24 protein-coding genes are annotated in these 26,983 nt (G+C 72.5%); 12 read left to right on the top strand and 12 right to left on the bottom strand.

Translation table 11 applies throughout. The features are described 5' to 3' along the window. Nucleotides 1-71 precede the first annotated feature (71 nt). Nucleotides 72-2,390, top strand: coding sequence for a DNA 3'-5' helicase SftH (locus tag Actkin_RS01525; protein WP_258905574.1), 2,319 nt, complete (start codon nt 72-74; stop codon nt 2,388-2,390). A 235-nt stretch (nt 2,391-2,625) separates the two neighbouring features. On the opposite strand, the gene Actkin_RS01520 is transcribed toward Actkin_RS01525, so the two are convergent. The 9 genes from Actkin_RS01520 to ssd all read right to left on the bottom strand — a co-directional run bounded on the left by Actkin_RS01520 (nt 2,626) and on the right by ssd (nt 10,197). Next, a complete protein-coding gene (locus Actkin_RS01520) occupies nt 2,626-3,009 on the bottom strand; it encodes a VOC family protein (protein WP_258905573.1) in 384 nt (127 codons plus the stop codon). 440 nt (nt 3,010-3,449) lie between these two features. Next, nucleotides 3,450-4,076 carry a bifunctional DNA primase/polymerase gene (locus Actkin_RS01515; RefSeq protein WP_258905572.1) on the bottom strand — a complete coding sequence of 209 codons (627 nt, stop codon included), beginning with the start codon at nt 4,074-4,076 and terminating at the stop codon, nt 3,450-3,452. Between the two features lie 784 nt (nt 4,077-4,860). Then, nucleotides 4,861-5,220, bottom strand: coding sequence for an Rv3654c family TadE-like protein (locus tag Actkin_RS01510; RefSeq protein ID WP_258905571.1), 360 nt, complete (start codon nt 5,218-5,220; stop codon nt 4,861-4,863). After that, nucleotides 5,204-5,554, bottom strand: a complete 351-nt coding sequence (locus Actkin_RS01505) for a TadE family type IV pilus minor pilin (RefSeq protein ID WP_258905570.1) — start codon at nt 5,552-5,554, stop codon at nt 5,204-5,206. The genes Actkin_RS01510 and Actkin_RS01505 overlap by 17 nt, the downstream gene beginning before the upstream one ends. Then, entirely contained in the window at nt 5,551-5,727 is a 177-nt protein-coding gene (locus Actkin_RS01500) for a DUF4244 domain-containing protein (RefSeq protein ID WP_189208779.1), read from the bottom strand. Before Actkin_RS01500 ends, Actkin_RS01505 begins: the two co-directional genes overlap by 4 nt. 12 nt (nt 5,728-5,739) lie before the next feature. Next, complete coding sequence (locus tag Actkin_RS01495; RefSeq protein ID WP_258905569.1) at nt 5,740-6,327, bottom strand: type II secretion system F family protein; 588 nt, start codon at nt 6,325-6,327, stop codon at nt 5,740-5,742. A gap of 86 nt (nt 6,328-6,413) precedes the next feature. Next, nucleotides 6,414-7,202, bottom strand: a complete 789-nt coding sequence (locus Actkin_RS01490) for a type II secretion system F family protein (protein ID WP_258905568.1) — start codon at nt 7,200-7,202, stop codon at nt 6,414-6,416. A gap of 81 nt (nt 7,203-7,283) precedes the next feature. Further along, a complete protein-coding gene (locus tag Actkin_RS01485) occupies nt 7,284-8,477 on the bottom strand; it encodes a TadA family conjugal transfer-associated ATPase (RefSeq protein WP_258905567.1) in 1,194 nt (397 codons plus the stop codon). Nucleotides 8,478-9,123: 646 nt separating this feature from the next. Continuing rightward, complete coding sequence (ssd, locus tag Actkin_RS01480; protein WP_258905566.1) at nt 9,124-10,197, bottom strand: septum site-determining protein Ssd; 1,074 nt, start codon at nt 10,195-10,197, stop codon at nt 9,124-9,126. A 380-nt stretch (nt 10,198-10,577) separates the two neighbouring features. On the opposite strand from ssd, the gene Actkin_RS01475 reads away from it, so the two are divergent. The 6 genes from Actkin_RS01475 to Actkin_RS01450 all read left to right on the top strand — a co-directional run bounded on the left by Actkin_RS01475 (nt 10,578) and on the right by Actkin_RS01450 (nt 18,595). After that, complete coding sequence (locus Actkin_RS01475) at nt 10,578-11,375, top strand: HAD family hydrolase (RefSeq protein WP_373292307.1); 798 nt, start codon at nt 10,578-10,580, stop codon at nt 11,373-11,375. A gap of 482 nt (nt 11,376-11,857) precedes the next feature. Then, nucleotides 11,858-13,624 carry a glycoside hydrolase family 3 protein gene (locus tag Actkin_RS01470; protein WP_396122927.1) on the top strand — a complete coding sequence of 589 codons (1,767 nt, stop codon included), beginning with the start codon at nt 11,858-11,860 and terminating at the stop codon, nt 13,622-13,624. Further along, entirely contained in the window at nt 13,621-14,844 is a 1,224-nt protein-coding gene (locus tag Actkin_RS01465) for an exo-beta-N-acetylmuramidase NamZ family protein (RefSeq protein ID WP_258905565.1), read from the top strand. Before Actkin_RS01470 ends, Actkin_RS01465 begins: the two co-directional genes overlap by 4 nt. A 7-nt stretch (nt 14,845-14,851) precedes the next feature. Further along, entirely contained in the window at nt 14,852-16,558 is a 1,707-nt protein-coding gene (locus Actkin_RS01460; protein WP_396122926.1) for a serine hydrolase domain-containing protein, read from the top strand. A 167-nt stretch (nt 16,559-16,725) separates the two neighbouring features. Next, the gene (locus Actkin_RS01455; RefSeq protein WP_189210023.1) at nt 16,726-17,643 is read left to right on the top strand and encodes a MurR/RpiR family transcriptional regulator; all 918 of its coding nucleotides are present in this window, start codon (nt 16,726-16,728) and stop codon (nt 17,641-17,643) included. A gap of 28 nt (nt 17,644-17,671) precedes the next feature. Continuing rightward, nucleotides 17,672-18,595 (top strand): N-acetylmuramic acid 6-phosphate etherase, encoded by a 924-nt coding sequence (locus tag Actkin_RS01450; protein ID WP_258905564.1) that lies wholly within the window; start codon nt 17,672-17,674, stop codon nt 18,593-18,595. Here the strand turns inward: Actkin_RS01450 and Actkin_RS01445 are convergent. After that, complete coding sequence (locus Actkin_RS01445) at nt 18,592-19,317, bottom strand: oxidoreductase (RefSeq protein ID WP_258905563.1); 726 nt, start codon at nt 19,315-19,317, stop codon at nt 18,592-18,594. The genes Actkin_RS01450 and Actkin_RS01445 overlap by 4 nt on opposite strands. Before the next feature lie 97 nt (nt 19,318-19,414). On the opposite strand from Actkin_RS01445, the gene Actkin_RS01440 reads away from it, so the two are divergent. Further along, nucleotides 19,415-20,014 carry a GNAT family N-acetyltransferase gene (locus tag Actkin_RS01440; RefSeq protein WP_258907822.1) on the top strand — a complete coding sequence of 200 codons (600 nt, stop codon included), beginning with the start codon at nt 19,415-19,417 and terminating at the stop codon, nt 20,012-20,014. Here the strand turns inward: Actkin_RS01440 and Actkin_RS01435 are convergent. Beyond that, nucleotides 19,977-21,218: a GGDEF domain-containing protein gene (locus Actkin_RS01435; protein WP_258905562.1), complete on the bottom strand. Its 1,242-nt coding sequence runs from the start codon at nt 21,216-21,218 to the stop codon at nt 19,977-19,979. The genes Actkin_RS01440 and Actkin_RS01435 overlap by 38 nt on opposite strands. 366 nt (nt 21,219-21,584) lie before the next feature. Here Actkin_RS01435 and acs point away from each other — a divergent pair, with 366 nt between their 5' ends. Then, nucleotides 21,585-23,567 (top strand): acetate--CoA ligase, encoded by a 1,983-nt coding sequence (gene acs / locus Actkin_RS01430; RefSeq protein WP_258905560.1) that lies wholly within the window; start codon nt 21,585-21,587, stop codon nt 23,565-23,567. A 38-nt stretch (nt 23,568-23,605) separates the two neighbouring features. On the opposite strand, the gene Actkin_RS01425 is transcribed toward acs, so the two are convergent. Then, nucleotides 23,606-24,316, bottom strand: a complete 711-nt coding sequence (locus Actkin_RS01425; RefSeq protein WP_258907821.1) for a lysophospholipid acyltransferase family protein — start codon at nt 24,314-24,316, stop codon at nt 23,606-23,608. 77 nt (nt 24,317-24,393) lie between these two features. Here Actkin_RS01425 and Actkin_RS01420 point away from each other — a divergent pair, with 77 nt between their 5' ends. The 3 genes from Actkin_RS01420 (at nt 24,394) to Actkin_RS01410 (ending at nt 26,980) form a co-directional block, all read left to right on the top strand. Further along, nucleotides 24,394-25,122 carry a VIT1/CCC1 transporter family protein gene (locus Actkin_RS01420; protein ID WP_396122925.1) on the top strand — a complete coding sequence of 243 codons (729 nt, stop codon included), beginning with the start codon at nt 24,394-24,396 and terminating at the stop codon, nt 25,120-25,122. Between the two features lie 71 nt (nt 25,123-25,193). Beyond that, on the top strand, nt 25,194-26,381 hold the full coding sequence (nhaA, locus tag Actkin_RS01415; RefSeq protein ID WP_258905559.1) for a Na+/H+ antiporter NhaA: 1,188 nt from the start codon (nt 25,194-25,196) through the stop codon (nt 26,379-26,381). A gap of 119 nt (nt 26,382-26,500) precedes the next feature. After that, on the top strand, nt 26,501-26,980 hold the full coding sequence (locus tag Actkin_RS01410) for a phage holin family protein (RefSeq protein WP_258905558.1): 480 nt from the start codon (nt 26,501-26,503) through the stop codon (nt 26,978-26,980). The last annotated feature ends 3 nt before the right edge of the window (nt 26,981-26,983 follow it).

Raw genomic sequence — 26,983 nt, 5'->3', positions numbered from 1 at the left:
TCATCAAACTGATTGTGACCAACATCTCGCGGATTTCCGGGAGTGTCGGTCGGCTGTGCGAAGCTGCGGGGATGGGCGAGCACCGGGGCGATCTGCTGCTCAAGCGCGTCGTGGCGGGGCTGCCGCCGGGTGAGGACCCGATCACCCACGTCGCGTCCCTGCCCGCCCGGCCCGCCGAGGTCGCGCCCTGGCCGTCGTGGACGCCGCCGGAGCTGGTGGCGGCGTTCGGGTCGTGCGGGGTGCCCGCGCCGTGGGCGCACCAGGCGGAGGCGGCGTCGCTGGCGCACTCCGGGCGCCACGTGGTGCTCGCGACCGGGACGGGCTCGGGCAAGTCGCTGGCCTACCAGCTGCCGGTGATCACCGCCCTGCTGTCCGACCGGCGGGCGACGGCGCTGTATCTCTCGCCCACCAAGGCATTGGGCGCCGACCAGCTGCGCGCGGTGCAGAGCCTGGGCCTGGCGGACCTGCGCGCGGCGTCGTACGACGGCGACACGCCGATGGCCGAGCGCGACTGGGTGCGCGCCCACTCGCGCTGGGTGTTCACCAACCCCGACATGCTGCACAGAGGTGTGCTGCCGTCACACGCCCGGTGGGCGCAGTTCTTCCGGCACCTGCGGTACGTGGTGATCGACGAGTGCCACTCGTACCGGGGGCTGTTCGGCTCGCACGTCGCGCTGCTGATGCGCCGCCTGCGCCGGGTGGCCGCGCGCTACGGGTCGTCCCCGGTGTTCGTGCTGGCCTCGGCGACGGTGTCCGACCCGGCGGTGTCGGCGTCGCGGCTGTGCGGGGCCGACTGCGTGGCGGTCACCGACGACCGCTCGCCTCGGGGCGCGCGGACGGTGGCGCTGTGGGAGCCGCCGCTGACCGAGCTGACCGGCGAGAACGGCGCGCCGATCCGGCGCTCGGCGGGCGCGGAGGCGTCGCGGATCATGGCCGACCTGGTCATCGAGGGCGCCCGCACGCTGGCGTTCGTCCGGTCCCGGCGGGGCGCGGAGCTGGCCGCGCTCGGGGCGCGCCGGATCCTGTCCGAAGTGGACCCGGAACTGGAGCCGAGGGTGGCCGCCTACCGGGCGGGCTACCTGCCCGAGGAGCGCCGTGAGCTGGAGGCCGCCCTGGCCACGGGCGACCTGCTGGGCGTGGCCTCGACGAACGCGCTGGAACTCGGCGTCGACATCGCGGGCCTGGACGCGGTGGTGGTCGCGGGCTACCCGGGCACGCTGGCCTCGTTCTGGCAGCAGGCGGGCCGCGCGGGCCGCGGCGGCGACGGCGCGCTGGTGGTCTTCGTGGCCCGCGACGACCCGCTGGACACCTACCTGGTGCACCACCCGTCCGCCGTCCTGGACCGGCCGGTCGAGGCCACGGTGACCGACCCGGGGAACCCGTACGTGCTGGCCCCGCAGCTCGCGTGCGCGGCGGCCGAGCTGCCGCTGACCCCGGCGTGCCTGCCCGCCTTCGGCCCGACCGCCGAGGCCGTCCTCGCCGACCTCACCCGCGACGGCGTCCTCCGCAAGCGCCCGACGGGCTGGTACTGGACGTCCCCCGACCGCCCGCACGCCGACGTCGACATCCGCGGCTCCGGCGGCGAGCAGATCGCCCTGGTCGAGGCCGACTCGGGCCGCATGCTGGGCACCGTCGGCGCGGGCAGCGCGTGCGCCACGGTCCATCCCGGGGCGGTGTACCTGCACCAGGGCGTGTCCTTCGTGGTGGATGAGCTGGACCTGGACGCGTGCCTGGCCATGGTCCACCAGGAGACGCCGGACTGGTCGACGTCACCGCGCGAGGACGTCGACATCGTCGTGCTGAACGTGCTGTCCCGCGCGGACTTCCCCGGGGGTGTGACGGTGTGCTTCGGCGAGGTCGCGGTCACCTCCCAGGTGATCGGCTACCTCCGCCGCCTGCCGTCCGGGGAGGTCCTGGACCAGATCCCGCTCGACCTCCCCCCGCAGACCCTCCACACCCGCGCGGTCTGGTACACCCTCCCCGAACCCCTCCTGGCGAGCGCGGGCGTCCAGCCCCACCGCATCCCCGGCGCCCTCCACGCCGCCGAACACGCCGCGATCGGCCTGCTGCCCCTCTTCGCCACCTGCGACCGCTGGGACATCGGCGGCGTCTCCACCGACTGGCACCCCGACACGGGCCACCCCACGGTCTTCGTCCACGACGGCGCCCCCGGCGGCGCGGGCTTCGCCGAACGCGGCCACACCGCCCTCACCGCCTGGCTGAGCGCCACCCACGAGGCGATCACGTCGTGCGAATGCCTCCTGGGCTGCCCGTCGTGCGTCCAGTCCCCCAAGTGCGGCAACGGGAACGAGCCGCTGGACAAGGAGGCGGCCGTCGCGGTCCTCCACACCGTCCTCACCGCCATCGCCGGTGATGCTCCCGACGCTTGATCACTGGCCGCGAAAGGTGTCGCTCGTCCTGGTCCGCCAACCAGCCGGCCGTAGTCGCGGCACGTTGCGCTAGCGGCCCAGGCTACGGCGGTGACCACCGCATGGTGGTCACCTCGGCTGGCTGTCGGTCCGACTTGCAGCTCCCGGGGACGGCGTTCCGCCAGCTCCAGCCGAACGTCGCACCCATGCTGCTCGATCGGATGGCGATTCCTCGACTCCCGCCCAACCTCCCTCATCAGCCATTGCTGGTCGGCTGGATGAGGTCCCACCTGTTGCCGTAGAGGTCGCGGAAGACGGCGACTGTGCCGTAGGGCTCGTGGCGGGGTGGTTCGTCGAAGCGGACCCCGGCGGCCTGGAAGCGGGCGTGGTCGCGGGCGAAGTCGTCGGTGGTGAGGAACCAGCCGACCCGGCCCGCGGTCTGGTCGCCGATGCGGTCCCGCTGCTCCGGGGTGGCGGCCCTGGCCAGGAGGAGGCCGGTGCCGCCGCCGGGCGGGTCGACGACCACCCACCGCTTGCCCGGCTGGGGCGTGTCCTCGCGGAGGGTGAAGCCCAAGGCGTTGACGTAGAAGTCGATCGCCTCGTCGTAGTCGCGGACGATGATCGCCACCAGGTCGAGCATGGGGACATCCTGCCGCACAGGGCGGCGCGCCGGGGCGCGTCGGGTTTCGGGTCCGACGCGCTTCCCGGCGCGCTGCGGTGCCGCCGAGGAGCTGGCGAGGCGCCTGCTACCTGGAGTCCACTGTGGTCTCTTCGGGCGAGTCGGCGTCGGAGCCGCGCGCGCTTGCCGTCGTCGGGCAGCGGCGCGGTCCCGGGGCGGGTCGCCGACCGCGGCCGGGCGGAGGCCGCGTCGTCGTCCGGTGGCCACGAGTGGTCTGGGAGGCGCATCCCCCAGCATGCTCTCGGCTGGCCGCCTGTCCCCGGCGCCGCCACCGAGGGCGGGAGTGTGGCGCGGCGCGAGCGGACAGGCTGGTTCTGCGGCCGGGCAGGGGAGTTACGGGAGGAGGCCTCACCCCACCCGGCCGCAGTGGTCCACTATGGAGTTGTCAGGTCCGTGACCGGTCAGTCAGCGGCGACGAGCGCGGCCGCCCGGCTGTCCACCGGCGCGTCGAGCGCTTCCAGCAGGGCGTCCTGGACGATGCGGGAGTCCGGGAGCACCCAGTTGCACACGTCCGGCTTGACCCGCCAGTGCACGACACCGTGCCTGCCCGGGCTCGGCGGCAGGGAGACCCACTCGCCGTCGGCGCGTAGCGTCACGTCGTGCTCCCCGAGGTCGCGGTGCAGCCGCCCGCCGGAGCGGGTCAGGAAGAACCAGCGGCTCTCCGGCGTCGCCACGATCGGCACCGGAAGGCCGAAGGTCCGCAGCACCCGGGCCGCGCGCCTGCCGAGGTCACCGTCGACCTCGATGGCGTCGACCCCGGCCCCGGTGGCCAGCAGCAGGCTGTAGGGCTGTCCCGCCCACCAGGTCGCGACCTGCGCCGCGTCGGTGCCCACGCGCTGCCGCCAGTCGGCGTACACCGGCACCGGCCCGTCGGCCTCGACGCCGTCGCGACCGGCCCATCCCTGAGCCGTCGGGTAGGTGCCGGGCAGGACCGACCAGCCCTGGAACGCCAACCCGATGGCCTCGGCACGCAGTTCCGGCCGGAACGCCCGGCGCCAGGTATCGGACCTTTCGCTGCTGTCCAACATCTTTGGTGGAGCCTCCTCGCGATGCGGACCCGAAGTCTCGGCGTCCTGTGACCTACTCAACGGCATCACCCCACCCTCGGGAAACTTGCAGTCGACAACTGGTCGTTATGACGGGGTGAAGTGCGAGCAGGCCACCGGGCAGCCGAACACCCGACAACCGGTTACCGCGCCCACCCGGCTCACACGTCCGGGTAACCGCGTTATCCGGCCATTCTCGACTCCCCCCGCCCCGGAAACCCTGATGACCAGCACGAACGGCCCTCTACGCAGAGTGTGCCCACCCACACCCCACGACGAGGGGCACCCGACGCCCCTGCCGCTCACCGTGCGGCAGCAACCGCTTGCCCCCGCCGGAAGGCGATCAACGGCCGGATAACGGCCGAACGGCCCTTCGGCAGGGCCGAACGGCCACCTCCGCCCGACCGCTGGCAGCGGCACTCGCCTCCGCAGACAGCGTCACTCGCCTCGGCGGGCAGCGTCACTCGCCTCCGCTGGCTCGCACGAACTCCGGCCAGCCTCCCGACACGGACTCCCGCCCGCACGGGATCTCGCGCGGCAGCCACCGCCCGGAGCATCCCTCGGCCGCGCCGGAATCCGGTTCGGCGCGATCGGGGCAGTTCCTCGCCTCCCCCTGAACCTGCGATCGCAGCCCCGATTCGGAGTACCCGTCACCTCCACCCGAATCGTGACGGCAGCCAACCGCCTCGCGTCGTCTCCTCGTCTCCTCCCATTCCTGCGCACTGCCCCGGCGTCCGCCGAGCCAGCCCACGTCTCTCTCGGTCCTCTAGTGCCGCGATGTCGCCACGGCGTCCACTGGGCCTGCGCGCGCTGTTGCCTCAGCCCACCCGAATCCCGCGAACGGGCGCGCGACGCGGATGGTGATCTCCAGGCCCGTCAGCTCGCATGCGCGTACCTCGCTGCCCATTTGGCTCGCGACGTCGGTCGCGGTCGCGCAGGCGACCTCCGGTCCAGACCACGCTTGGGCCGCTCCAGCGAGCGCGGCCAGGTCGGCGGCGGCGGTGGCCCGGTGGCGGGCGGCGACCGCCGCGCCGAACCCGACCACCGCCGCCAGCAGGGCGGCCAGTGCGGTGATCACGATGGCCGCCCAGACCGTGGCGACGCCGTCGTCACGGTGGCGCGGCATCGGTTTCCCTTTGCCGTGCCCCGGGTTCAAGCACTGCTCGCGCGTCCGCGACCAGCGTCAGGCCCGGCAGTGGACCGGTCGACTCGACGTGAGCGTCGACCGTGTCCCCGGCGTAGCTGAGCCGGACGGTCGCGCCGGACGGCGCCAGCTCGGCTGCGGCCGCATGAGCGTCGGGATCGCCTCGCGCGGCCAGTCGGGCAGCTTCCCGCGCGGCGTCGACGCACCGGATCTGGTTGATCGCCGCCGAGCCGCCCAGCAGGACGAAGCCGAGGACGACCACCAGGCCGACGACCGCGACGGCGGCCTCCACGGTCACCGCGCCGCGGTCGTTCACGGCTCCTCCAGTGATCCGGAGATCAGCGAGGTCATCCGCTCGAGGATGTGGTCACCGGTAAGGATGCCGTAGAGCAGCGCGGCGAACGCGGCGGCGGCGACCGTGCCGAGGGCGTACTCGGCGGTGGACATCCCGCTGTCGCGGCGGAGGAGTCGGTACAGGAACAGATACATGGGTTTGTCCTTTCAGAGGAGGGTTGTCGCCATGCCGATCACCACCGGGGCGATGCCCAGGCAGAGGAAGGCAGGCAGGAAACACAGGCCGAGCGGCCCGGCGATCAGCACCGCCGCCCGCTGCGCCCGCGCCTCGGCCGCGTCGACGGCCTGTTCACGGGCACGGCGAGCCAGGCCGCGGGCCAGGTCGGCCAACGCCGTCCCGGACCGCGCGCTGCGGCTCGCCCCGCGGGCCAGTGGGGCGATCTCCGGACACGCGACGGCTGACCACGCGTCACGCGGGGCCGCGCCGAGGGCGAGCAGATCGGCGGCACCGGTGAGCGCGGCGGTGACGTGCGGCGGGAAGTGCCCGGCGACCGCGTGGACCGCCGTCGGCACCGGCATCCCGGCGGCGAGGCACGCGGCCAGCAGGTCGAACCCCGCGGCGGTGGTGAAGCCGAGCGTGGGTGCCCGCCCTCGGCGCAGCCGGTGAACGAGCAGCCAGGCGGCAGGCCCGGCCGCGAGTCCAGCCAGCGGGTGCACGAGCGCGGAGGTGACTGCGCCGGTCGCCACACCCACGGCCACCGCCCGCGTGATGCGCGGCGGGGACCGCTTGGGCATGTCGAACAGTCGTCTCAGGCGAGCCGCCCCCGGTCGGTGCGGTGTCCAGAGGAGGAGAGCGGCCGCGAGGGCGAGGAGTGGGATGGTCATGTCGGTCTTTCCGTTGTGCGGGTGATGCGTTCGGACCAACGCAGCCCGACGGCGGCGAAGGCGGCGCCGACGAGGAGCAGCAGCTGGCCGAGCGTGGTGTCGGCGAGCACGGCCAGCGGGTCGGCGCCCGCGGTCTGCCCGAGCAGGAGCGCGACCCCGGGAAGGCAGACGAGCACGCACGCACTCGCCCGCGTCCCCGACATCCGCGCGTCAACCTGCCGCGCGAACCGCGTCCGCTGCTCGAGGTCGACCCTGACCGCGTCGAGGACGGCGGCCAGCGGCAGACCGTGGTGGGTAGCCAGCTGCCAGGCGCGGATGATTTGAGTGGCAGCGGTGGAGGACTCCGGTAAGGGCGGTTGCCCGCCCAGACGCGCGGCGGCCGCAGCCGACCGCAACATGACAGCGACTTCCTGCGGCGCGTCCTCGGCCGCCGACTCAGCCGCAGCGACCGGTGTCGCCCCCGCCCGCAGCTCCGCGACCATGGCGCGAAGGGACTCAGCCAACCCATCATCGGCGACGAGCGCTGCCCGCATCCGCTTGCGTCTGCGGGAGGCCCCGCGAACGAGCACGGCGAGGACGAGTGCGGCGACCGCCCCGGCGGGTCCGAGGACGGCCCAGGCCAGCAACGCCAGCAGAACGGGGGCCAGAGCACCACTCTCGGGTAGGCGCAGAGTGCGAGGCGACGCACGGTCTCCTTGCAGAGCCCGGAGTCTGCGGCGAGCGACGTCCGCGGGCCACACGCCGATGGCGGCGGCGAGCAGTAGCGGCGCGACGGCGGCGGTCATTGGTCCTCCTGGGGATGGGGATGGGGGGAAGGCGCGGCGGAGAGAGTTGGGGTGGGGTGGTGACGGGTGTGGTCGGTTAGGTCATGGGTGCCAGCCGGGGTGGGGGTGGCGGTGGGATGAGACTTGGTTGGTTGGTCGGGTCAGTAGGCGGTCTAGGAGGGGGTAGTGGGCCGTTGGGTGGCCGTTTTGCCAGACGGGGGTGGCCTGGACTGTCGTGGTGGGGCGGTGGAGGACTGCGATTTCGGTCAGGTGGCGTTGGGGGCCGGTTCTGGTCATGTGGAGTACTAAGTGGATTGCGGCGGCTAGTTGGGTGTGGAGGGCTTCTCGGGGGAGGGAGGTCAGGGCGGCTAGGGCCTCTAGGCGGGCGGGGACGTCGGTGGGGGTGTTGGCGTGGACGGTTCCTGCGCCGCCTTCGTGGCCGGTGTTGAGGGCGGTGAGGAGGTCTACTACCTCGGGGCCGCGTACTTCGCCTACGACGATTCGGTCGGGGCGCATCCGGAGGCTCTGGCGGACTAGGTCGCGTTGGGTTATCTCGCCTGCGCCCTCGATGTTGGGTGGGCGGGACAGGAGGCGGACGAACTGGGGGTGCTTGGGGTGGAGTTCGCCTGCGTCCTCGATGCAGATGATTCGTTCGGTGGCGGGGACGGCGGAGAGCAAGGCCGACAGGAGCGTGGTCTTGCCGCTACCGGTGCTGCCGGAGACCAGGAAGGCCAAGCGGGCTTGGACGATTCTGGTAAGGAGGTCGGCGGTGGTGGGGCAGAAGGTGCCTCGGCGGACCAACTCGGGGAGGGAGTGGGTGGCGGGGCGGAGGACGCGGAGGGAGAGGTAGGTGGTGGTGGCGACGGGAGGGAGTACCGCGTGCAGGCGGACTCGGACCGGCGTGACGGACTCGGGAAGCCAGGCGTCGACGAAGGGCTGGGCGTCGTCCAGGCGGCGGCCAGCGGACAGGGCTAGGCGTTGGGCCAGGCGACGGACGGCGTCGTCGTCGGGGAAGCGGGTGTCGGAGCGGCGAAGGCCTTGGGGGCCGTCGGTCCAGACCTCGTCGGGCGCTGTGACGAGGATGTCGGTGACGTCGGGGGTGGACAGCAGGGGGTCGAGCGGGCCCGCGCCGATGAACTCGCGGCGGAGTTCGGTAAGGGCGGTGTTCATGTCGTTTTGGCCCACGACACCGCCCGCGCATTCGCGCACGGCCTCGGCGACCATCGCCGGGGTGACGGCAGCACTGTCGCGCCGGGCCAGCCGTAGGCGGACGCGATCGGTGAGGTCGGGGATCATGGATCAGCTCCGGAGGTTGTAGGCAGAAAAGGCGGCGTGGGTTGGGGAAGGCCGCATTGCAAGGCGGGCTGGGGTACACGGGCGGAGAGGAATCGTGCGGTGGAGGGGACTGGTTAGAGGTGGCGTAGGTGTGGTGGGAAAGCCGGGGGCGCGGGGTCAGGAGCAGAGTCAGAAGGGCATCGGACGGGAAAGGACGAGGGGCTGGGGTCAGGGGTCGTGAGCGAACTGGGGAGGGAAGCCCGAGGGGGCAGGAGTGGTGTGAGGCGCTGAGGGGAGACGCTGGTGGGGCTAGGGGCAGGAGTAGCGCGGGTAGCGGGAAGGGAAGACTCGGGAGGACCGGGGCAGAGGTGGAGTGGGGCGGACGGGGAAGGTCGAGGGGACTGGGTCAGGGGGTGTAGGACGCGGCGAGTCCTGGCGCTGGATCAGGGGTGTGAGACGCGGATGTTCTGGCGGACTGAGTCAGGGATGTAGGACTTGGGGAGTTCTGGCGGACTGGGTCGGGGGCGTAGGACTTGGGGAGTTCTGGCGGACTGGGTCGGGGGCGTAGGACTTGGGGAGTTCTGGCGGACTGGGTCGGGGGCGTAGGACTTGGGGAGTTCGGGCTGGCTAGGTCAGGGGTAGGGCTGGGGAGTTTGGGTGGGCTCGGTCAGGGGTGGCGTGGGGTGGGGGAAGCGCGGGGGGAGTTGGGGGTGAGTTCGCGGAGGACGGTTTTGGCGGCTCGGGTGAGGGAGGGGCGGGGGTGGAACAGGCCTTGGTCGATCAGGCGGGGGAGGTCGCGGTCGAAGGTGTATTTGGCGAGTAGGCGGGTGGAGAGGGTTTTGGCTATCTCCTGTGGAGTGAGGCGGGATGGGGAGGGGCCGCGGATGACCAGGGCTGGGTGGGCGCCGTGGTCGCGGAGGGTGGTCATGGTGCGGTGGGCGGCGGCGCAGGAGCGGATGTCGGCGGGGACGACCATGGCGACCAGGTCGGCGGAGGACAGTGCGGAGCGGGTGGCTTCGGTGGGGTGGCGGGGGAGGTCGCAGATGACCGTCTCGCCGGTGCGGCGGCCCGCGGCGACGACCGCGGACACCGCGTCGGCTGTGGGGCCCTCGCCTGCGCGGGCTCCGGACAGGATGGTCAGGCGGGCGTTGCCCTTCGTCCGGCCGGGGAGGGCGGCGTGGAGACTCGCGGCGGAGACGCGGCCCGACGACAGGCGGATGTCCGGCCAGCGGACGCCGGGTGTGGTCTCGGTGCCCAGCACCAGATCCAGGCCGCCGGAGAGAGGGTCGCAGTCGACCAGGAGGGTGGGCTCGCCCGCGTCGAGGGCGGTCAGGGCGAGGGCGGCGGCGAAGACGGACGCGCCCGCGCCGCCCGTCCCGCCGACGACCGCGAGCACCGGGCCTGCGCGGCCCGCCGGGGACTCCACGGCGTCGGCGAAGGCGCACTGGAGCCAGTCGGCGTCGTCGGGCAGGCAGACGACCCGGGTCGCGCCCGCGTCGTAGGCGGCGGAGAGGAAAGCTGTCGGCGGCGGGCCTGCGTGGATCACCAGCAGGGATTCGCGTTTCGGCAGTCCGCGGCAGGACGCCGGGTCGTCGACGAGCACCAGGGGCGGGCCGCTCCACCGGGCGCTCAGCTCGACCGGGTCGGCGACGCGGTCGAGCGGGCACTGCGCCACGGCGGCCAGGCGCAGCACCTCGTCGGCGAGGGATTCGTCGCGCAGGCAGGCGATGGGACGGGACATGGGGACCTCCTCGGATCGCGGGTTCTGACTCCACGATCCGCAGCAGCGCGCCCGGCCCGCCACCCCGATTCGCCGCCTGTGGACAGTTTGGCCGCCTGTGGACAACTCGGCGGAAACGTCGGCGCCGCACGGCAAACTCGGCAGACAGGGGACGACCCCCGCCAGGGGGGAGGGGCGGGGGTCGTCGACAGGTTCAGCCCCGGGGGGTCGGACTGAACCGTCCCGGCACGCGGCCGGGGTAGGAGTACTGTATCCCGTTCGCCGGGCCGGTACGCCAGATACGGTCGAAGACAGCATGATCCGCCCCCGGTCCTCGCCCATACGGCGCGCGGGTCCTGCGCCATCCGGATGAGCAGCCCGGGGTCTTTATGCTGACACCCGTGCACGAGCCCCGGATAGCGGCGTTCTTCGACCTCGACAAGACGGTCATTGCCCGCTCAAGCACGCTGGCGTTCAGCAGGCCCTTCTTCCAGGGCGGGCTGATCAACCGCCGGGGCGTGCTCAAGAGCGCCTACGCCCAGTTCGTGTTCGCCGCGTCCGGCGCGGACGCCGACCAGGTCGAGCGGATGCGGGCCCACCTGACGACGCTGTGCACCGGGTGGGACGTCGAGCAGGTGCGCGCGATCGTGGAGGAGACGCTGCACGACATCGTCGACCCGCTGGTCTACGCCGAGGCCGCCGAGCTGGTCGCCGAGCACCGGGCGAAGGGCCACGACGTGGTCGTCGTGTCCGCGTCCGGGGCGGAGATCGTCGCCCCGATCGGCCGGATGATCGGGGCGACGCACAGCGTCGGCACCCGCATGGTGGCCGTCGACGGCCGCTACACCGGTGAGATCGATTTCTACTGCTACGGCGAGAACAAGGCCGCCGCCATGCGCGAGCTGGCCGACGCGCACGGCTACGACCTCGCCGCCTGCCACGCCTACTCCGACTCCAGCACCGACCTGCCGATGCTGGAGGCCGTCGGCCACCCCAGCGTGGTGAACCCCGACCGGGCGCTGCGCCGGGTCGCGGCCGAGCGCGGCTGGCCGGTGCTCGCCTTCAGCAAGCCCATCTCGCTGCGCTCGCGGTTCACCGTCCCGTCCGGAACCGCGGTGGCCGTCACCGCCATCGGGCTGGGCGCCGTCGCGACCGCCGGAGCGGCCTGGTACGGCTACCACCGAAGGAAGAGACGCTGACCGTCCCAGGCGGACAACCCCTTCGGCGGTACCACATCCAGCGGTGTTCACGGGGCGTCAGCCGTGTCTTGACCGGTGCACCCGAACGTGCCCTTGAAGTGACCTTCAGCACTGGGTAGAAAGGAGTTGCGGACTTCGGATCGGCCAGGGACGGAACGAAGAGAAGTTCCGATCCACCCCGATGGCGAACTCCGTGCGCGAGCACCAAGCACCCACGCGCAGCACGCCGCGGGAGGCATGTCGTCTAGGGACTGCGTACCGGGACGCCGGGCGCCGAGTCCAGGAATGTACGACACCGTTGCACGCTTGGTAACTTGAGTCGCTCGCGCTGCGGACTTGGGCGGTTCCACCGGTCGGTGGGGCCGCCCAATCCCTGTTCGGGGCCCGGTGGCGAGCGCGCGTTGACAACGCGCGCTTCGTGAGTAACTTCCAAGGGGAAGTCGTTCCTGGTGAACAACTTACCTCTCAGCCAGGAGGCACCGGTGCCCAGCTCCCGAACGGCGCTCGCCGCCGCGGTCACCCTGACGGCCGCCGCGATCGGCGCCGTCACGATCGCCCCGCAGCCCACGTCCGCAGCCAACTGGGTCGACGCCGCGCTCGACCGCCTGAGCCTGGAGCAGAAGGTCGGCCAGTTGTTCGTGGCGACCGTCTGGGGCAAGTCGGCGACTGAGGCGCACCCGAACAACCAGGCGCGATACGGCGTCGCCACGCCTGCGGAGGTGGTGAGCCGCTACCAGCTCGGCGGTGTCATCTACTTCAACAACAGCAGCACAGACAACGTCGACAACCCCGCGCAGCTCGCCGCCTTCTCCAACGGCCTGCAGCGCGCCGCGCTCGGCTCCGCGCCGCACATCCCGCTGGTGATCGCCATCGACCAGGAGGGCGGCAACGTCACCCGGGTCGAGTCGCCCGCCACCGAGTACCCCAGCGCGATGGCGCTCGGCGCGGGCCGCAGCCAGGAGGACGCGCGCACGGCGGCGGTGATCAACGGGCGCGAGCTGCGCGCGATGGGCGTCAACCAGAACTTCGCGCCGGTCGCCGACGTGAACTCCAACCCGCTCAACCCGGTGATCGGGGCCCGGTCGTTCGCCGCCGACCCCGAGCTGGCCGCGCAGATGGTGGCCGCCCAGGTCCGCGGCTACCAGGACGGCGGACGCCGCACGGAGACGGTCTCGTCCTCGGCCAAGCACTTCCCCGGACACGGCGACGCCGCCACCGACAGCCACACCGGCCTGCCGAGGATCGACCGCAGCGCCGAGGACTGGCGGGCGGTGGACCTGCCGCCGTTCAAGGCCGCGGTCGACGCGGGCATCGACTCGATCATGACCGCGCACATCCAGTTCCCCAGCCTGGACCCCAGCGGCGTCCCGGCGACGCTGAGCAGGCCCATCCTGACCGGCCTGCTGCGCGACGAACTCGGCTACGACGGCCTCATCGTCACCGACGCGCTGGGCATGCAGGGCGTGCGGGAGATGTTCGGCGACGCGGAGGTCCCGGTGCTCGCCCTGGAGGCGGGCGTCGACCAGCTGCTGATGCCGCCGGACCTGCCGCTGGCCCGCGACGCCGTCCTCGCCGCCGTGCGCAGCGGCCGGATCAGCGAGGCGCGCATCGATGAGAGCGTGCGGCGGATCCTCAAGCAGAAGTGGGAGCGCGGCATCATCACCCGTCCGCTCGTGGACGTGCGCCGCATCGGCGACCACGTGGGCACTCCCCAGAACCTGGCCGCCGTTCAGGCGCTCACCGACCGCACGGTCACCCTGCTCCGAAACGACGCCGACGCCCTGCCCCTGAGCGGGAACGTGCTGGTGGCAGGCGTGGGCGACACGGTGAACCCGACGAGGTCGCCACAAGCGCTGGCGGCCGCGCTCGGCGGCACCGCGATGCCCACCGGCACCCGCCCGTCGGAGACCGTCATCGCCCAGGCCGAGGCCGCCGCGCGCGACGCGGACGCCGTGGTCGTGCTGACCAACAACCTCTCCGTGTTCACCCAGCAGCGGACCCTGCTGACCAGGCTCATCGCGACCGGCACCCCGGTCGTCGCCGTGGCGTCGCAGGTCCCCTACGACGCGGGCTTCGTCGACGCCCCCACCTGGCTGGCCACGTACTCCTGGCGCGGGGTCTCCATGAAGTCCCTGGCGAAGGTGCTGACCGGCGAGGTCTCCCCCAGCGGGAAGCTGCCGGTCGCGGTGCCCGACGGCGCCGACCCGACCGTGATCCGCTACCCGTACGGCCACGGGCTGGGCCGATGAGCATCCAACGCAGGCACTTCCTGGCCGCGACCGCCCTCTCCGCGCCCCTGCTGAGCGCGTCGACCGCGAGCGCGGACCCGCGCCGCCAGGTAACCCCCGGCGCGGACGTGCTGGCGGGCCAGGGCTGGCAGCTGCTCGACGGGCGGAAGGTCGGGGTGGTCTCCAACCCCACCGGTGTGCTGCGCGACGGCACTCACATCGTCGACGCCATGCCCCGCCCGGTGGCGGTGTTCGGGCCCGAGCACGGCTTCCGCGGCACGGCGCAGGCGGGTGGCTCGGAGGGCGACTACCTCGATCCGCGCACCGGCATCCCGGTCTACGACGCGTACGGCGCGGGCGCGGCCAAGCTCGCGGGCCAGTTCGCCAAGGCGGGCGTGGACACCGTCGTCTTCGACATCGCCGACGTGGGCGCGCGCTTCTACACCTACATCTGGACCATGTATACGGCGATGCACGCCGCCGTCATCGCGGACGCGGCGTTCATCGTGCTGGACCGCCCGAACCCGATCGGCGGCCACGCCCGCGGTCCCCGGCTCGACCCGGCGTACGCCTCGGGCGTGGGCCGCAAGCCGATCGTCCAGCAGCACGGCATGACGGTCGGCGAGCTGGCCCGGTTCTTCGACGCCGAGTACCTGCCCGCCGACGCTGGCAAGCGTTTGCGCGAGCTGACGGTCGTGCAGGTCAAGGGCTGGAAGCGCACGGACATCGACACCGACCTGCCCTGGGTCCTGCCCAGCCCGAACATGCCCACGCAGACGACCGCGCTGGTCTACCCGGGCACCTGCCTGTTCGAGGGCACGGTCTTCTCCGAGGGCCGCGGCACGACCCGCCCGTTCGAGATCATCGGCGCGCCGGGGCTCGACTGGCGCTGGGCCGAGGAGCTGAACGCGCTGAACCTGCCCGGAGCGCGGTTCCGGGAGCAGTACTTCGTCCCGACGTTCGGCAAGTTCACCCGCGTGGCCTGCGGCGGCGTGCAGGTCTACCCCGACCGCGGCTTCGAGGCGATCCGCACGGCCGTGGCGATGATCGTGACGGCAAGGCGCCTGTACCCGGACAAGTTCGCATGGCGCCCGGACAACTTCATCGATCTGCTGTCGGGCTCCGATCGCCTGCGGCGCATGGTGGACGCGGGCGCCGACACCGACGCCATCACCGGCGCGTGGGCGGACGAGCTCGCCGAGTTCAACCGGCTTCGACAACCGTATCTGCTGTACCGGTGAGGTGGAGATGCGCACAGCGGCCGTGGTCGCGACGGTGGTCCTGACGATGGCGTCCTCGGGCGCGGCGGCGGCCGAACCGGCGATGAGCCGGTTCGACCGACCACACCACGGCTTCGCCGACACGACCCTGCGCCCCGGCACACCCCAGCAGGCGGGCCTCGACCCGGCGCCGATCGACGCGGCGGCGGAGGCGATCGCCGCGTGGACGCGCCCGGCCCCGCAGCGGCCGCTGTTCTCCGGCGCGGTCGCGCTGATGGTCCACGACGGCGTGATCGTGCACCACTCCGCCGTCGGCCAGGCCCTGCGCTACGCCGACGCCGCGGGCACGGAACTACCAGCCGAGCAGCAGGTGCCCATGCGGCCCGACACGGTGTTCGACGTGGCCTCGGTGAGCAAGCTGTTCACGTCGCTGGCCGTGATGTGCCTGGTGGAGGACGGCGAGGTCGCCGTGACCGACCCGGTCGCCGAGCACGTGCCGGAGTTCGCCGCGAACGGCAAGGCGGCGATCACCGTCGAGCAGTTGCTGACCCACACCTCCGGGATGGAGCCGTGGATCCCGCTGTGGCGGGACTGGCCGGACCGGGAGTCGCGGCTGCGCGCCGCGCTGGAGCGCGCGCCCCGGGACGAGCCGGGCACCCGCTACGTCTACTCCGACCTCAACCTGATCGCGCTCGGCGTGCTGGTCGAGCGGGTCTCCGGGGTCGGGCTGGACGAGTTCCTCGCGCAGCGGATCACCGGTCCGCTCGGGCTGGACGACACCGGATACAACCCCACGGACGTCGAGCGCACCGCCGCTACCGAGTACCAGGCGACCCCGCCGCGCGGGATGGTCCGGGGGCAGGTGCACGACGAGAACGCCTGGTCGCTCGGCGGCGTCGCCGGGCACGCAGGCGTGTTCTCCACCGCCCGCGACCTGGCCGTCCTCGCGCAGACGATCCTCAACGGCGGCCAGTACGGGGGCACGCGCGTGCTGAAGCCGGAGACGGTGCGCGCGATGCTGACCGACTACAACACCGAGTTCCCCGGCAACGCCCACGGGCTCGGGTTCGAGCTGGACCAGCGCTGGTACATGGGCGGTCTCAGCGGTCCGCGCACCGCGGGGCACACCGGGTTCACCGGGACCTCGCTGGTCATCGATCCGGCGTCGCGGTCGATCGCGATCCTGCTGACCAACCGGGTGCACCCGAGCCGGTCGTGGGGCTCGATCAACAAGGCGAGGGAGACCTGGGCGACCGGGCTGGCGCGCGCGATGGCCGTGCCGCCCAAGCACGGCCCGACGACGTGGTTCGCCGCGCAGGCGGACGCGAGCACCGCGACCCTGACCACGCCCGAACTGGCCCCGCGCGGACCGGTGCGGGTCGCGTTCGACGCCTTCGTCGACTCCGAGGGCACCGACCCGCTGACTGTGGAATACACCGTCGACGGCGCGGAGTGGCGGACCGCGGTCCTGCAGGCGGCGGGCCGGGGGGCGCCGCGCGGCGACCAGACCGGTTTGGCGGGCTCAGGCCACCGCAGTTGGTGGAGTGTCCACGCGGAGTTGCCGTACGCGGCAATGCTCACAATTCGGTGGCGGTCCACTACGGACGGTCGCTACACCGGACGTGGGATTCACCTCGACCGCATTCTGGTGACCGATAGTGACGGAATCCTGCTCAACGGTGAGAAACAACCTCACTTGATGCTGCCGGTCGGGTGGACGAGCGAAACTCGTTGACCTTGGAGTGCTAACAATCCGCGTTCGCGCAGCGATGCGGGTAGCAAGCCCCCGACCGGGGCGCCTGCCTCGGCGGGCACATTTCGGTAGCGTAGCTTCCGGATGTGATGCTTCGCCTTGTCCTACCCGTTAACTGTTAGTAAGTTTCCCACGTGAGTGCGAGTCACATGACGACAGAACACAGCGAGTCAAGTCCCCTGGTCCGCATTCGCTCTCTGCTGCCGGGTCTGGCCCGGGCCGAGCAGCGGGTGGCCAAGGTCGTGCTCGACAACCCCTCCAGCGTGGCGCGGCGCAGCATCACCGAGGTCGCCGAGGCGGCCGGGACCAGCGAGACCACGGTCACCCGGTTCTGCAAGGCCATCGGCGTCGGGGGCTATCCCGAGCTGCGGATCGCCCTGGCCGCCGACACCGCGCGCGCGTCGGTGCGGGCCGACCGCGACCTCGGCGGCGAGATCGCGCCGGAGGACGACCTGAAGACGGTCGTCGGCAAGGTCACCTTCGCCGACGCCCGCGCGGTCGAGGAGACCGCCGAGCAGCTCGACATCGACGTGCTGGCCCAGGTCGTGGACGCGATCGCGGGCGCCCGCCGGGTCGACGTCTACGGCGTGGGCGCGAGCGCCTTCGTCGCCGCCGACCTGCAGCAGAAGCTGCACCGCATCGGCCGGACCAGCTTCGCGTGGAGCGACACGCACATCATGCTGACGTCCGCGGCCGTGCTGACCGGCGACGACGTCGCGGTGGGCATCTCGCACACGGGCGCCACCACCGACACGGTCGAGGCCCTGCGCGTGGCCCGCACGCACGGCGCGACGACGGTGGCGCTGACGAACTACCCGACGTCGCCGATCGCCGACGTCGCCGACTTCGTGCTCACCACCGCCGCCCGGGAGACCACGTTCCGCTCGGGCGCGACGGCCAGCCGGATCGCCCAGCTCACCGTGGTCGACTGCCTGTTCATCGGCATCGCCCAGCGGCACATCGACCAATCGATCAGCGCGCTGGACGCCACCCGCGACGCGGTGTCCGGCCACCGTCTGGAGACCAGGCACGACGGCAGGCGCAAGCCCCGGGAGACCGGGAAGTGACCGGGGGTGCGCGGGAAGGGGTACCGAGATGACCGTCCCTCGACAGTCGGTGCACGTCGACTCCCCCACGGAGCGACGCAACCCGCGCACCGCCCGGATCGACACACTGCCCACAGTGGACGTCCTGCGCCTGATCAACGCCGAGGACCGGCTCGTGCCGGACGCGGTGCGCGACGCGCTGCCGCAGCTGGGCGTCGCCGTCGACCTCGCCGTCGCGGCGTTGTCATCGGGCCGCGGGGTGCACTACGTCGGCGCGGGCACCTCGGGGCGGCTGGCGACGCTGGACGCCGCCGAGCTGCGCCCGACCTTCGACGTCCCCGACGGCTGGTTCGCCGTGCACCACGCGGGCGGTGACCGGGCGCTGCGCGACGCGGTCGAGGACGCCGAGGACGACGAGGCGGCGGGCGCGGACGCCATGGCGACCGTGCGGCCCGGCGATTTCGTGCTGGGCCTGACCGCGTCCGGCCGCACGCCCTTCGTGCTGGGCGCCCTGGCCGCCGCCCACGACCGCGGCGCGAGCACCGCGCTGGTGTCGAACAACCCCAACACCTCCCAGCCCGGCTGGCTGGACGTGCTGGTCGTGGTGGACACCGGCCCGGAGGCGATCGCAGGCTCGACCCGGATGAAGGCAGGCACGGCGCAGAAGCTGGTGCTGACGTCGTTCTCCACCGCCGTCATGGTGCGGATGGGCCGGACGTACGAGAACCTGATGGTCAGCCTGCGGGCCACCAACGCCAAGCTGCGCGGCCGGACGCTGCGCATCCTGCGGGAGGCCACGGGGCTGACCCAGCAGGAGTGCTCGACCGCGCTGACCGAGGCGCACGGCGACCTCAAGGTCGCGATGGTGCACCTGCTGTCCGGCGCGGAGATCCGCCGGGCCGCGGCCGCGCTCGACAGCAGTGACGGGCACGTGCGCGCGGCGCTGGGCCTGCTGAACGCCCACGCGGTCTAGCCGACGGCAGCGTCCGCGATGCTCGTCGCCTCGCGCGCGCCGTCCTGGATGCCCTCGCAGGCGAAGACGATCCAGTCCGCGAGCCGCTGCTGCTCCCCGGTCGCGAAGCCCTCGGCCAGCTCCCGGTACCGCTCGGCGCGGCGCAGGTAGAACACCTCGGGGACGCCGAGCCCCTTCGGGTCGAGGCCGGTGGCGATCATGGCCAGCCGGGCGGCCGCCCGCGCCACGACGCCGTCCGCGCTGCCGAACGGGGCCAACGCGAGCAGTTCGCCGTGCACGACGGCCGTCACGACCGGGCCGGGCACGCGGGTGCCGCCCGCGACGAGGTCGGCGAGCAGTTCCAGCCGCTGGCCGGTGCCCGGTCGGGGCCGTCCGAGCGCGTCGGGCCCGGCGATGTCGGCCGCGGCGAGCACGTGCAGCCGGGCCAGCGCCTGCAGCGGGGCCCGCTCCCACGTCGGCAGCAGCGGACCCAGCGCCTCGGCGGCGCGCAGCGCGCCCGCCAGCACCGGGTCGGACACCTGGCCCTCGGCGGGGATGTCGGTGGGCCCGCCGTCGAGCGCGGCGGAGGCCCGGGCGGCGCGCACCGACGCCTCGGCGGCCGTCGCGGGCCAGCCGCGGCGGTTGGTCTGGTGCCGGTGCACCTGCGCGACGGCGTCCCGGGCGGCGGCGACGGCGTCCGTCACCCCGGGAAGGTCGAGCAGCGCGGCCAGGGGATCGCTCACGCCGCAGGACAGTACCGGCGCGTCAAGTGGCCTCTTGAAACTCACCAGAAGTGGACGGTGTCGGATAGCCACTTCGCTGGCTACCGTCACGGTCGTGATGGACCTGCAGCCCACCCTCGTCGGCGAGCACGTGCGCCTCGCCCCCACCACGATGGCCGACTCCCCCGGCCTCTACGCCGCGGGCGCGGACCGGTCCGTGTGGACGTGGCTGGGCAAACGGTATCCGGAGTCCCAGGCCGATATGGACGCCCAGGTCGCCGAGGCGATCGCCGACCCGACGCGGTTCCCGTTCACCCAGTTCGCCGCGTCCGGCGAGATCGCGGGCACCACGTCCTACTACGAGGTCGACGCCAAGCACCGCGGCATCTACATCGGACACACCTGGATCGGCGCGCCGTGGCAGCGCACCGCGCTGAACACCGAGGCCAAGCTGCTGCTGATGACGCACGCGTTCGACACCCTCGGCGCGCTGCGCGTCGGCTGGCACACCGACATCCGCAACGAGCGCTCGCAGCGCGCGATCGAGCGGCTGGGCGCTCAGCGCGAGGGAGTCCTGCGCCACCACCGTTTCCGCCCCGACGGGACCATCCGCGACACCGTCGTCTACTCGGTGACGGTCGAGGAGTGGCCCGCGGTCCGCGACGGGCTCGCCGCGCGGCTCAGTGCGGGGAGTCCACTTCGGCGGGCGCGGGCGTGAGCCGGATCTGGTTGCGGCCGCCCGCTTTCGCCTCCGCCAGCGCGTCGTCGGCGTGCGTCTGGAGGGTGGCGAGGTCGGTGCCGTCGGTCGGGGACACCGCGATGCCGCCGGAGACGGTGAACTGACCGACCCGCTCGATGCCCGCGCCGCGCGTGGGCGTCAGCTCGACGGTCATGGCCTCGACCGAGCGCCGGATGCGCTCGGCGACCGCCCACGCGTCGCTGCGCCCGGTCCCGGGCAGCACGAGGGAGAACTCCTCGCCGCCCCACCGGCAGACGAGGTCGTCGCGGCGGACCATGCCGCGCAGCAGGGTCGCGAAGCTCTTGAGCACCTCGTTGGCGCCCAGGTGGCCCAGCCGGGCGTTGACCTGGCGGAAGCCGTCGAGGTCGAGCATCAGCACGGCCGTCGGCCTGCGCCTGGCCTGGTCGGCGACCAGGGCCAGGGCGGCGGCCGGGTTGAAGCCGCGCTGGTTGGCCAGGCCGGTGAGCGGGTCGTGCAGGGCGTCGGCCTCGAAGCGGTCGCGTTCCCTGGCGAGTTCGGCGATGCGCTGGGTCCGCCGGGTGACCCCGGTGGCGACCGCGGCGACCGCGACCAGCGGCGCACCGTGCCCGACGCCCGCCGACCACGCGGCGATGACGCCGAGCGCGAGCACCACGAGCAAATCGCCGTCGCTGAGCACGCGCGTCCACGTCACGGTTCCGCGCAGCGCCCGGACCGCGCCCGGGATCACCCGCCAGACCAGCCAGAACGCCGCGACCGCTCCGGCGAGGCCCATCGCGGCGACGGCGAGCGTGGCAGGCGGCAGCGTGCCCTCGACCACCCACTCGCGGGCCGGGCTGGCGACCGCGACGGTGTGCGCGGCGACCGCGGCGGCGATGAGGGTGCAGGCGTCGACGACGTGCCGACCGCCCTCCCGGACGACCAGGCCGCGGCCGGTGACGACGATCGCGGGCACCAGCGCCAGCGCGGTGGGCAGCACCAGCGCGCCGCCGAGCACCCACGCCGCGCCGTGGTCGACCCGTTCGACGGCCAGGTGCGCGACCCGGCGGCGCTCCTGCGGCGGCCGGGTGGCCTCGGCGTGCATGAGGGCGACCGCGACCAGGACGAGGGCGAGCCACCAGGACTCGGCGTCGGGCAGCGGGCCACCGGCCGAGCGCAGTGCCCAGCCGAGGCCGACAACGGTGCAGCCCACCGCCCAGACCACCGCCGCGGATGGTCGGAAGCGGGGGCTGATCCGGCGGTCCATGGTCCCCCTTAAGCGGCGCCGACGACCCGGAGTGACCGGCGTGGCCGGATTGGCCCGCCCGGCTCCCCTCCCCAGGGAATCCGGGCGACCGCGTCCGGGCGACGGCGGACACGCGCTGTGCCCGCCGCTGCCGAACGCGGCCGTACCGATCACCACGGTACGTCCTCGCCGCGTCACCGTCCGCTGATTCCGGCAAGGCCAACCGAACGGAGCACGCGGCCATATTGGTCCAAACCAATAGGGGGGTCCGGGCTGTCCAGCGCCCCGGGTTGGGGCTAGATTCGCACCCGGCGTGCGAACCTGCCCCGACGAGGAGGTCACCCCATGACCGAGCTATCCGGCCCACGCCCGGCGCTGGACAACCTGTCGACCGAGACGCGGGCGTTCCCGCCGCCGGAGGCCGTGGCCGCCGCGGCGAACGTGCGGGCCGACGCCTACGAGCGCGCCGCGGCCGACCGGCTGGGCTACTGGGCCGAGCAGGCGCGGAGGCTGGCCTGGGACTCCGAGTGGGACCAGGTGCTGGACTGGTCGGACGCCCCGTTCGCGAAGTGGTTCGTCGGCGGCAGGCTCAACGTCGCCTACAACTGCGTGGACCGGCACGTCGAGGCCGGGCTGGGCGAGCGGGTGGCGCTGCACTGGGAGGGCGAGCCGGGCGACACCCGCACGGTCACCTACGCCGATCTCCAGCGGCTGGTGTGCCAGGCGGCCAACGGGCTCTCGTCACTGGGGCTGAAGGCGGGCGACCGGGTCGCCATCCAGATGCCGATGCTGGTCGAGGCCATCGTCGCGATGCTCGCCTGCGCCCGCCTGGGCCTGGTGCACAGCGTCGTCTTCGGCGGCTTCTCCCCCGCCGCGCTGCGCTCGCGCATCGAGGACGCGCAGGCCCGCGTGCTGATCACCAGCGACGGGCAGTACCGCCGCGGCGAGGCCGTCGCGATGAAGGACAACACCGACGAGGCCACCGCGCACACCCCCACGATCGAGCGCGTGATCGTGGTCAAGCGCACCGGCACCGACTGCGGCTGGACCGAGGGCCGCGACATCTGGTGGCACGACCTCATGGACGGGCAGTCCACCGAGCACACGCCGGAGGCGTTCGACTCCGAGCACCCGCTCTTCATCCTCTACACCTCCGGCACCACGGGGAAGCCGAAGGGCATCCTGCACACCAGCGGCGGCTACCTCACCCAGGTCGCCTACACCCACCACGCGGTCTTCGACCTCAAACCCGACACCGACGTCTACTGGTGCACCGCCGACATCGGCTGGGTCACCGGCCACTCCTACATCGTCTACGGCCCCCTGGCCAACGCCGCCACCCAGGTCGTCTACGAGGGCACCCCCAACACGCCCCACCAGGGCCGCCACTTCGAGATCATCGCCAAGTACGGCGTCACCATCTACTACACGGCGCCGACGCTGATCCGCACGTTCATGAAGTGGGGGACGGACAACCCCGCCGCCCACGACCTGTCCTCCCTGCGCCTGCTGGGGTCGGTGGGCGAGCCGATCAACCCCGAGGCCTGGGTGTGGTACCGCACCCACATCGGCGGTGAGCGCTGCCCGGTGGTGGACACGTGGTGGCAGACCGAGACCGGCGCCATCATGATCAGCCCGCTGCCCGGGGTGACCAAGACCAAGCCGGGGTCGGCGCAGGTCCCGCTGCCGGGGATCAGCGCCCAGGTGGTCGACGACGCCGGCGTGGAGGTCCCGCACGGCTCCGGTGGGTATCTGGTGTTGACCGAGCCGTGGCCGGGGATGCTGCGCGGCATCTGGGGCGACCCCGACCGCTTCAAGGAGACGTACTGGTCCCGCTATGCCGAGCAGGGCTACTACTTCGCCGGTGACGGCGCCAAATACGACAACGACGGCCACATCTGGTTGCTCGGCCGCGTGGACGACGTGATGAACGTGTCGGGCCACCGCATCTCCACCACTGAGGTCGAGTCGGCATTGGTGTCGCACCCGACGGTGGCGGAGGCGGCGGTGGTCGGGGCGAGCGACCCCACCACCGGACAGGGCATCGTCGCCTTCGTCATCCCCCGCGGGAAGGCGGCCGAGGACCGCGACAGCCACATCAGCACGTTGCGCAACCACGTCGCCCAGGAGATCGGCGCGATCGCCAAGCCCAGGCAGATCCTGATCGTGGAGGAGTTGCCGAAGACCCGCAGCGGCAAGATCATGCGCAGGCTCCTGCGCGACATCGCCGAGAACCGCGAACTCGGCGACACCACCACCCTCGCCGACCAGACCGTCATGAACCTCATCACCGAAGGCCTGAGCAACCAGAAGTCGCAAGAGGACTGATCACGTCGGGGCCCCGCGGCAGCGGGGCCCCGTCCGCGTCACCGGACCGGCGGTTCCTCGCCGCGCAGTTCGGCCAGCAGCTCGGTGATCGCGTGCATGATCCGCTTGGTTGCCTCGTTCAGCGTCTCCCGGTCGATCCCGGTCAGGTCCGACAGGTCGACCGGCGGACCGGCGACGATCTGGACCGTGCGGCGCGGGAACAGCCGGGGGAAGCGGGCGTGCGCGGGCAGCAGTTCGTGCGTGCCCCAGTTGACCACCGGGATCACCGGCGCGCCCGTCTCCATCGCCACCCGGGCGACGCCGTTCTTCACCCGGGCGGACGGCCAGTGCGAGACGTCGTCGGAGAATCCCGCCTCCGGGAAGAACATCACGCACTCCCCGCGCTTCACCGCGTCGACAGCGCCCACATAGGCCGCGCGCGCCTGCGCGGTGTCGCGGACGACGGGGATGTGCCCGCCGCCGTCGAGCACCTGCTTGATCCCCGGCACCTTCCACAGGCTGGCCTTCGCCAGGTACCGGGGGATGCGCCCGGCGGCCAGGGTGAAGGCGGTGACGGTCACCGGGTCGGCGAACGAGAGGTGGTTCGAGGCCAGCACCACCCCGCCGCGCTGAGGCAGCGAGCCCGCGAACCGCAGCCGGGCGCTGAGCGCCATCAGCGGCCAGATGAGGTCGATCGCCAGGCTGAACCAGAAGCCGCGGCCGCGCCGGGGCACGCGGAACATGAGCGTCAGGGCCCGCAGGGTGCCCATGGGTCGGTCGCTTCGCACACCCCCATCTTCGCGGCAGGAGATCGGCGGGATGCGCCCGACCGGGCGAGAATACGCAGGTGAGCACCGACAGTGAGCAGACCGGCACCCATCCGGCCGAGCCGCACCACGACAGCCTGAGCGCCCGGCTCAACTGGCTGCGGGCAGGCGTGCTCGGGGCCAACGACGGGATCATCTCGACCGCGGGCCTCGTCGTCGGCGTCGCGGGCGCGACGACCGACCGGACGGCGATCCTCGCCGCCGGGGTCGCCGGGCTGGTCGCGGGCTCGCTGTCGATGGCGGGCGGGGAGTACGTCTCGGTCAGCACCCAGCGCGACACCGAACGCGCCGCGCTGCGGACGGAGGCGCGCGAGCTGCGCGAGATGCCCGAGGCCGAGGAGCGCGAACTCGCGGGCATCTACCAGGCCAAGGGCCTCTCGCCCGAGCTGGCCGCGCAGGTCGCCCGGGAGCTGACCGAGGCCGACGCGCTGGCCGCGCACGCCGACGCCGAACTGCAGATCGACCCGGACAACCTCACCAGCCCGTGGCAGGCGGCATGGGCGTCGCTGATCGCGTTCGCGGTGGGCGCGCTGCTGCCGCTGACCGCCATCGCGCTGCCCCCGGTCGAGTGGCGCGTGTGGACCTGCGTGGCGGCGGTGATCATCGGGCTCGTGCTCACCGGCACGATCAGCGCACGACTGGGCGACGCGCGCGTGGGTCGTGCTGTGCTAAGGAACGTCCTGGTAGGGACGTTGGCGATGACTGTGACGTACTTCGTCGGTGTCCTGTTCGGCGTGACCGTGGGTTAGGCTTCGAAACAGGTGTGCCGGGAAGTCTGGTCGGCGTACGGGAGACGTGTACGCCGAGCCGGGAGCAGCCCTTGACGAACCGACACACGCCGCGCCTCTCGGAGTTCGCCCGCTACCTGCGAACCGAGACCGTCGGCGGGCTCGTCCTGCTCGCCGCCACCGCGCTGGCCCTGATCTGGGCCAACTCCCCGCTCGGCGACTCCTACCGCGACCTGCGCGAGACCCGGGTCGGCACCGAGTTCCTGCACCTGAACCTGACCGTCGGCGACTGGGCCAAGGACGGGCTGCTGGCGCTGTTCTTCTTCGTCGTCGGCCTGGAGCTCAAGCGCGAGCTGGTGATCGGCGAGCTGTCCCGGTTCAAGGCCGCGCTGCTGCCGGTGATCGCCGCGCTCGGCGGCATGGTCGTGCCCGCCCTGCTGGCGCTGTTCATCGCCGCGGGCGATCCGCTGGCCGGGCAGGTCTGGCCGATCCCGGTCGCCACCGACATCGCCTTCGCCCTCGGCGTGCTCGCGCTGACCGCGCGGCACATGCCCAGCAGCGCGCGGGTGTTCCTGCTCAGCCTGGCCGTGGTGGACGACCTGGGCGCCATCGCGCTCATCGCCACCCTGTTCACGTCCAAGTTCGACTTCATCGCGTTCGGCGTCTCCGTCGTGCTCCTGGCGCTGTACTGGTACCTGCAGCGCAAGCGGATCACCTCGCCGTGGCTCTACGTGCCGCTGGCGATCGGGGTGTGGATCGCGGTGCACACCAGCGGCATCCACGCGACCGTGGCGGGCGTCGCGCTCGGCCTGCTGACCCGGGTGCGGAAGGACCCGTACGAGAAGGAGGCCCCGGCGCTGCGCCTGGAGCACCGCCTCCAGCCGTGGTCGGCGGGCGTGGCCGTGCCGGTGTTCGCGCTGTTCGCCGCGGGCGTGCCGATCGGCGCTGACGCCCTCGGCGCGGTGTTCACCGAGCGGATCGGGCTGGCGATCATGATCGGGCTGGTCGCGGGCAAACTGCTCGGCATCGTCGGGTTCTCGCTGGTCGCGGTGAAGTTCAAGCTCGCGGCCATGCCCAGCGGCCTCGGCTGGCGCGACATGGGGGCGGTGGCGATGCTCGGCGGCGTCGGGTTCACCGTCAGCCTGTTGATCGCCGAGCTGTCGCTCGCCGAGGCCGACGCGGAGCTGGCGAAGGCGGCGGTGCTGATCGCCTCGGCCGCGGCCTCGCTGCTGGCGGCGGGAATGTTGGCGAAGCGGAGCAAGGCGCACGCGGATTCCTGATCCCGCCTGAGTGATCCGGTCGCCTCCGGGACTTCCCGCGGTAGTCCGCTGCTCGGGTGCGGCGCGCGGGCTTGGGAGTCCGCAGGCGCTTGGCAGCTGCGGCATGGCACGATGACCCGGTGACCAGCGCACACGGAAACGGACAACGCGACGGCTTGCCCCCGGTGCCGTCCATCCCACTGGCCGACGACCGCACCATCGCCGCCGCCGACCCGTCGATCGGGAACCTGGTCAAGGACGCGACCACCCACCTGTCGACCCTGGTGCGGGCCGAGGTGGAGCTGGCCAAGACCGAGGTCGCCCGGGAGGTCAAGAAGGGCCTCAAGGGCAGCGTCTTCGCGATCCTCGCCCTGGTCATCCTCCTCTACAGCTCGTTCTTCCTGTTCTTCGCGCTGGCCGAGCTGCTGGCCGACATCGGGCTGTGGCGCTCGGCGGCGTTCGGGATCGTGTTCTTCCTGATGCTGCTGATGGCGGGCTTCTTCGCCTTCATCGGCTACCGCAAGTTCCGCACCGTCCGCGCCCCGAAGCGCACCATCGACTCGGTCAAGGAGACCGCGGCGACCCTGCGCCAGCGCGGCTCCGACGAGCCCAGGGACTGAAGG

This window comes from Actinokineospora sp. UTMC 2448, assembly GCF_024760565.1.
GTDB lineage: Bacteria > Actinomycetota > Actinomycetes > Mycobacteriales > Pseudonocardiaceae > Actinokineospora > Actinokineospora fastidiosa.
Note: the sequence above shows the minus strand (reverse complement) of the source record. Positions and strands in the feature narration are given on the sequence as shown.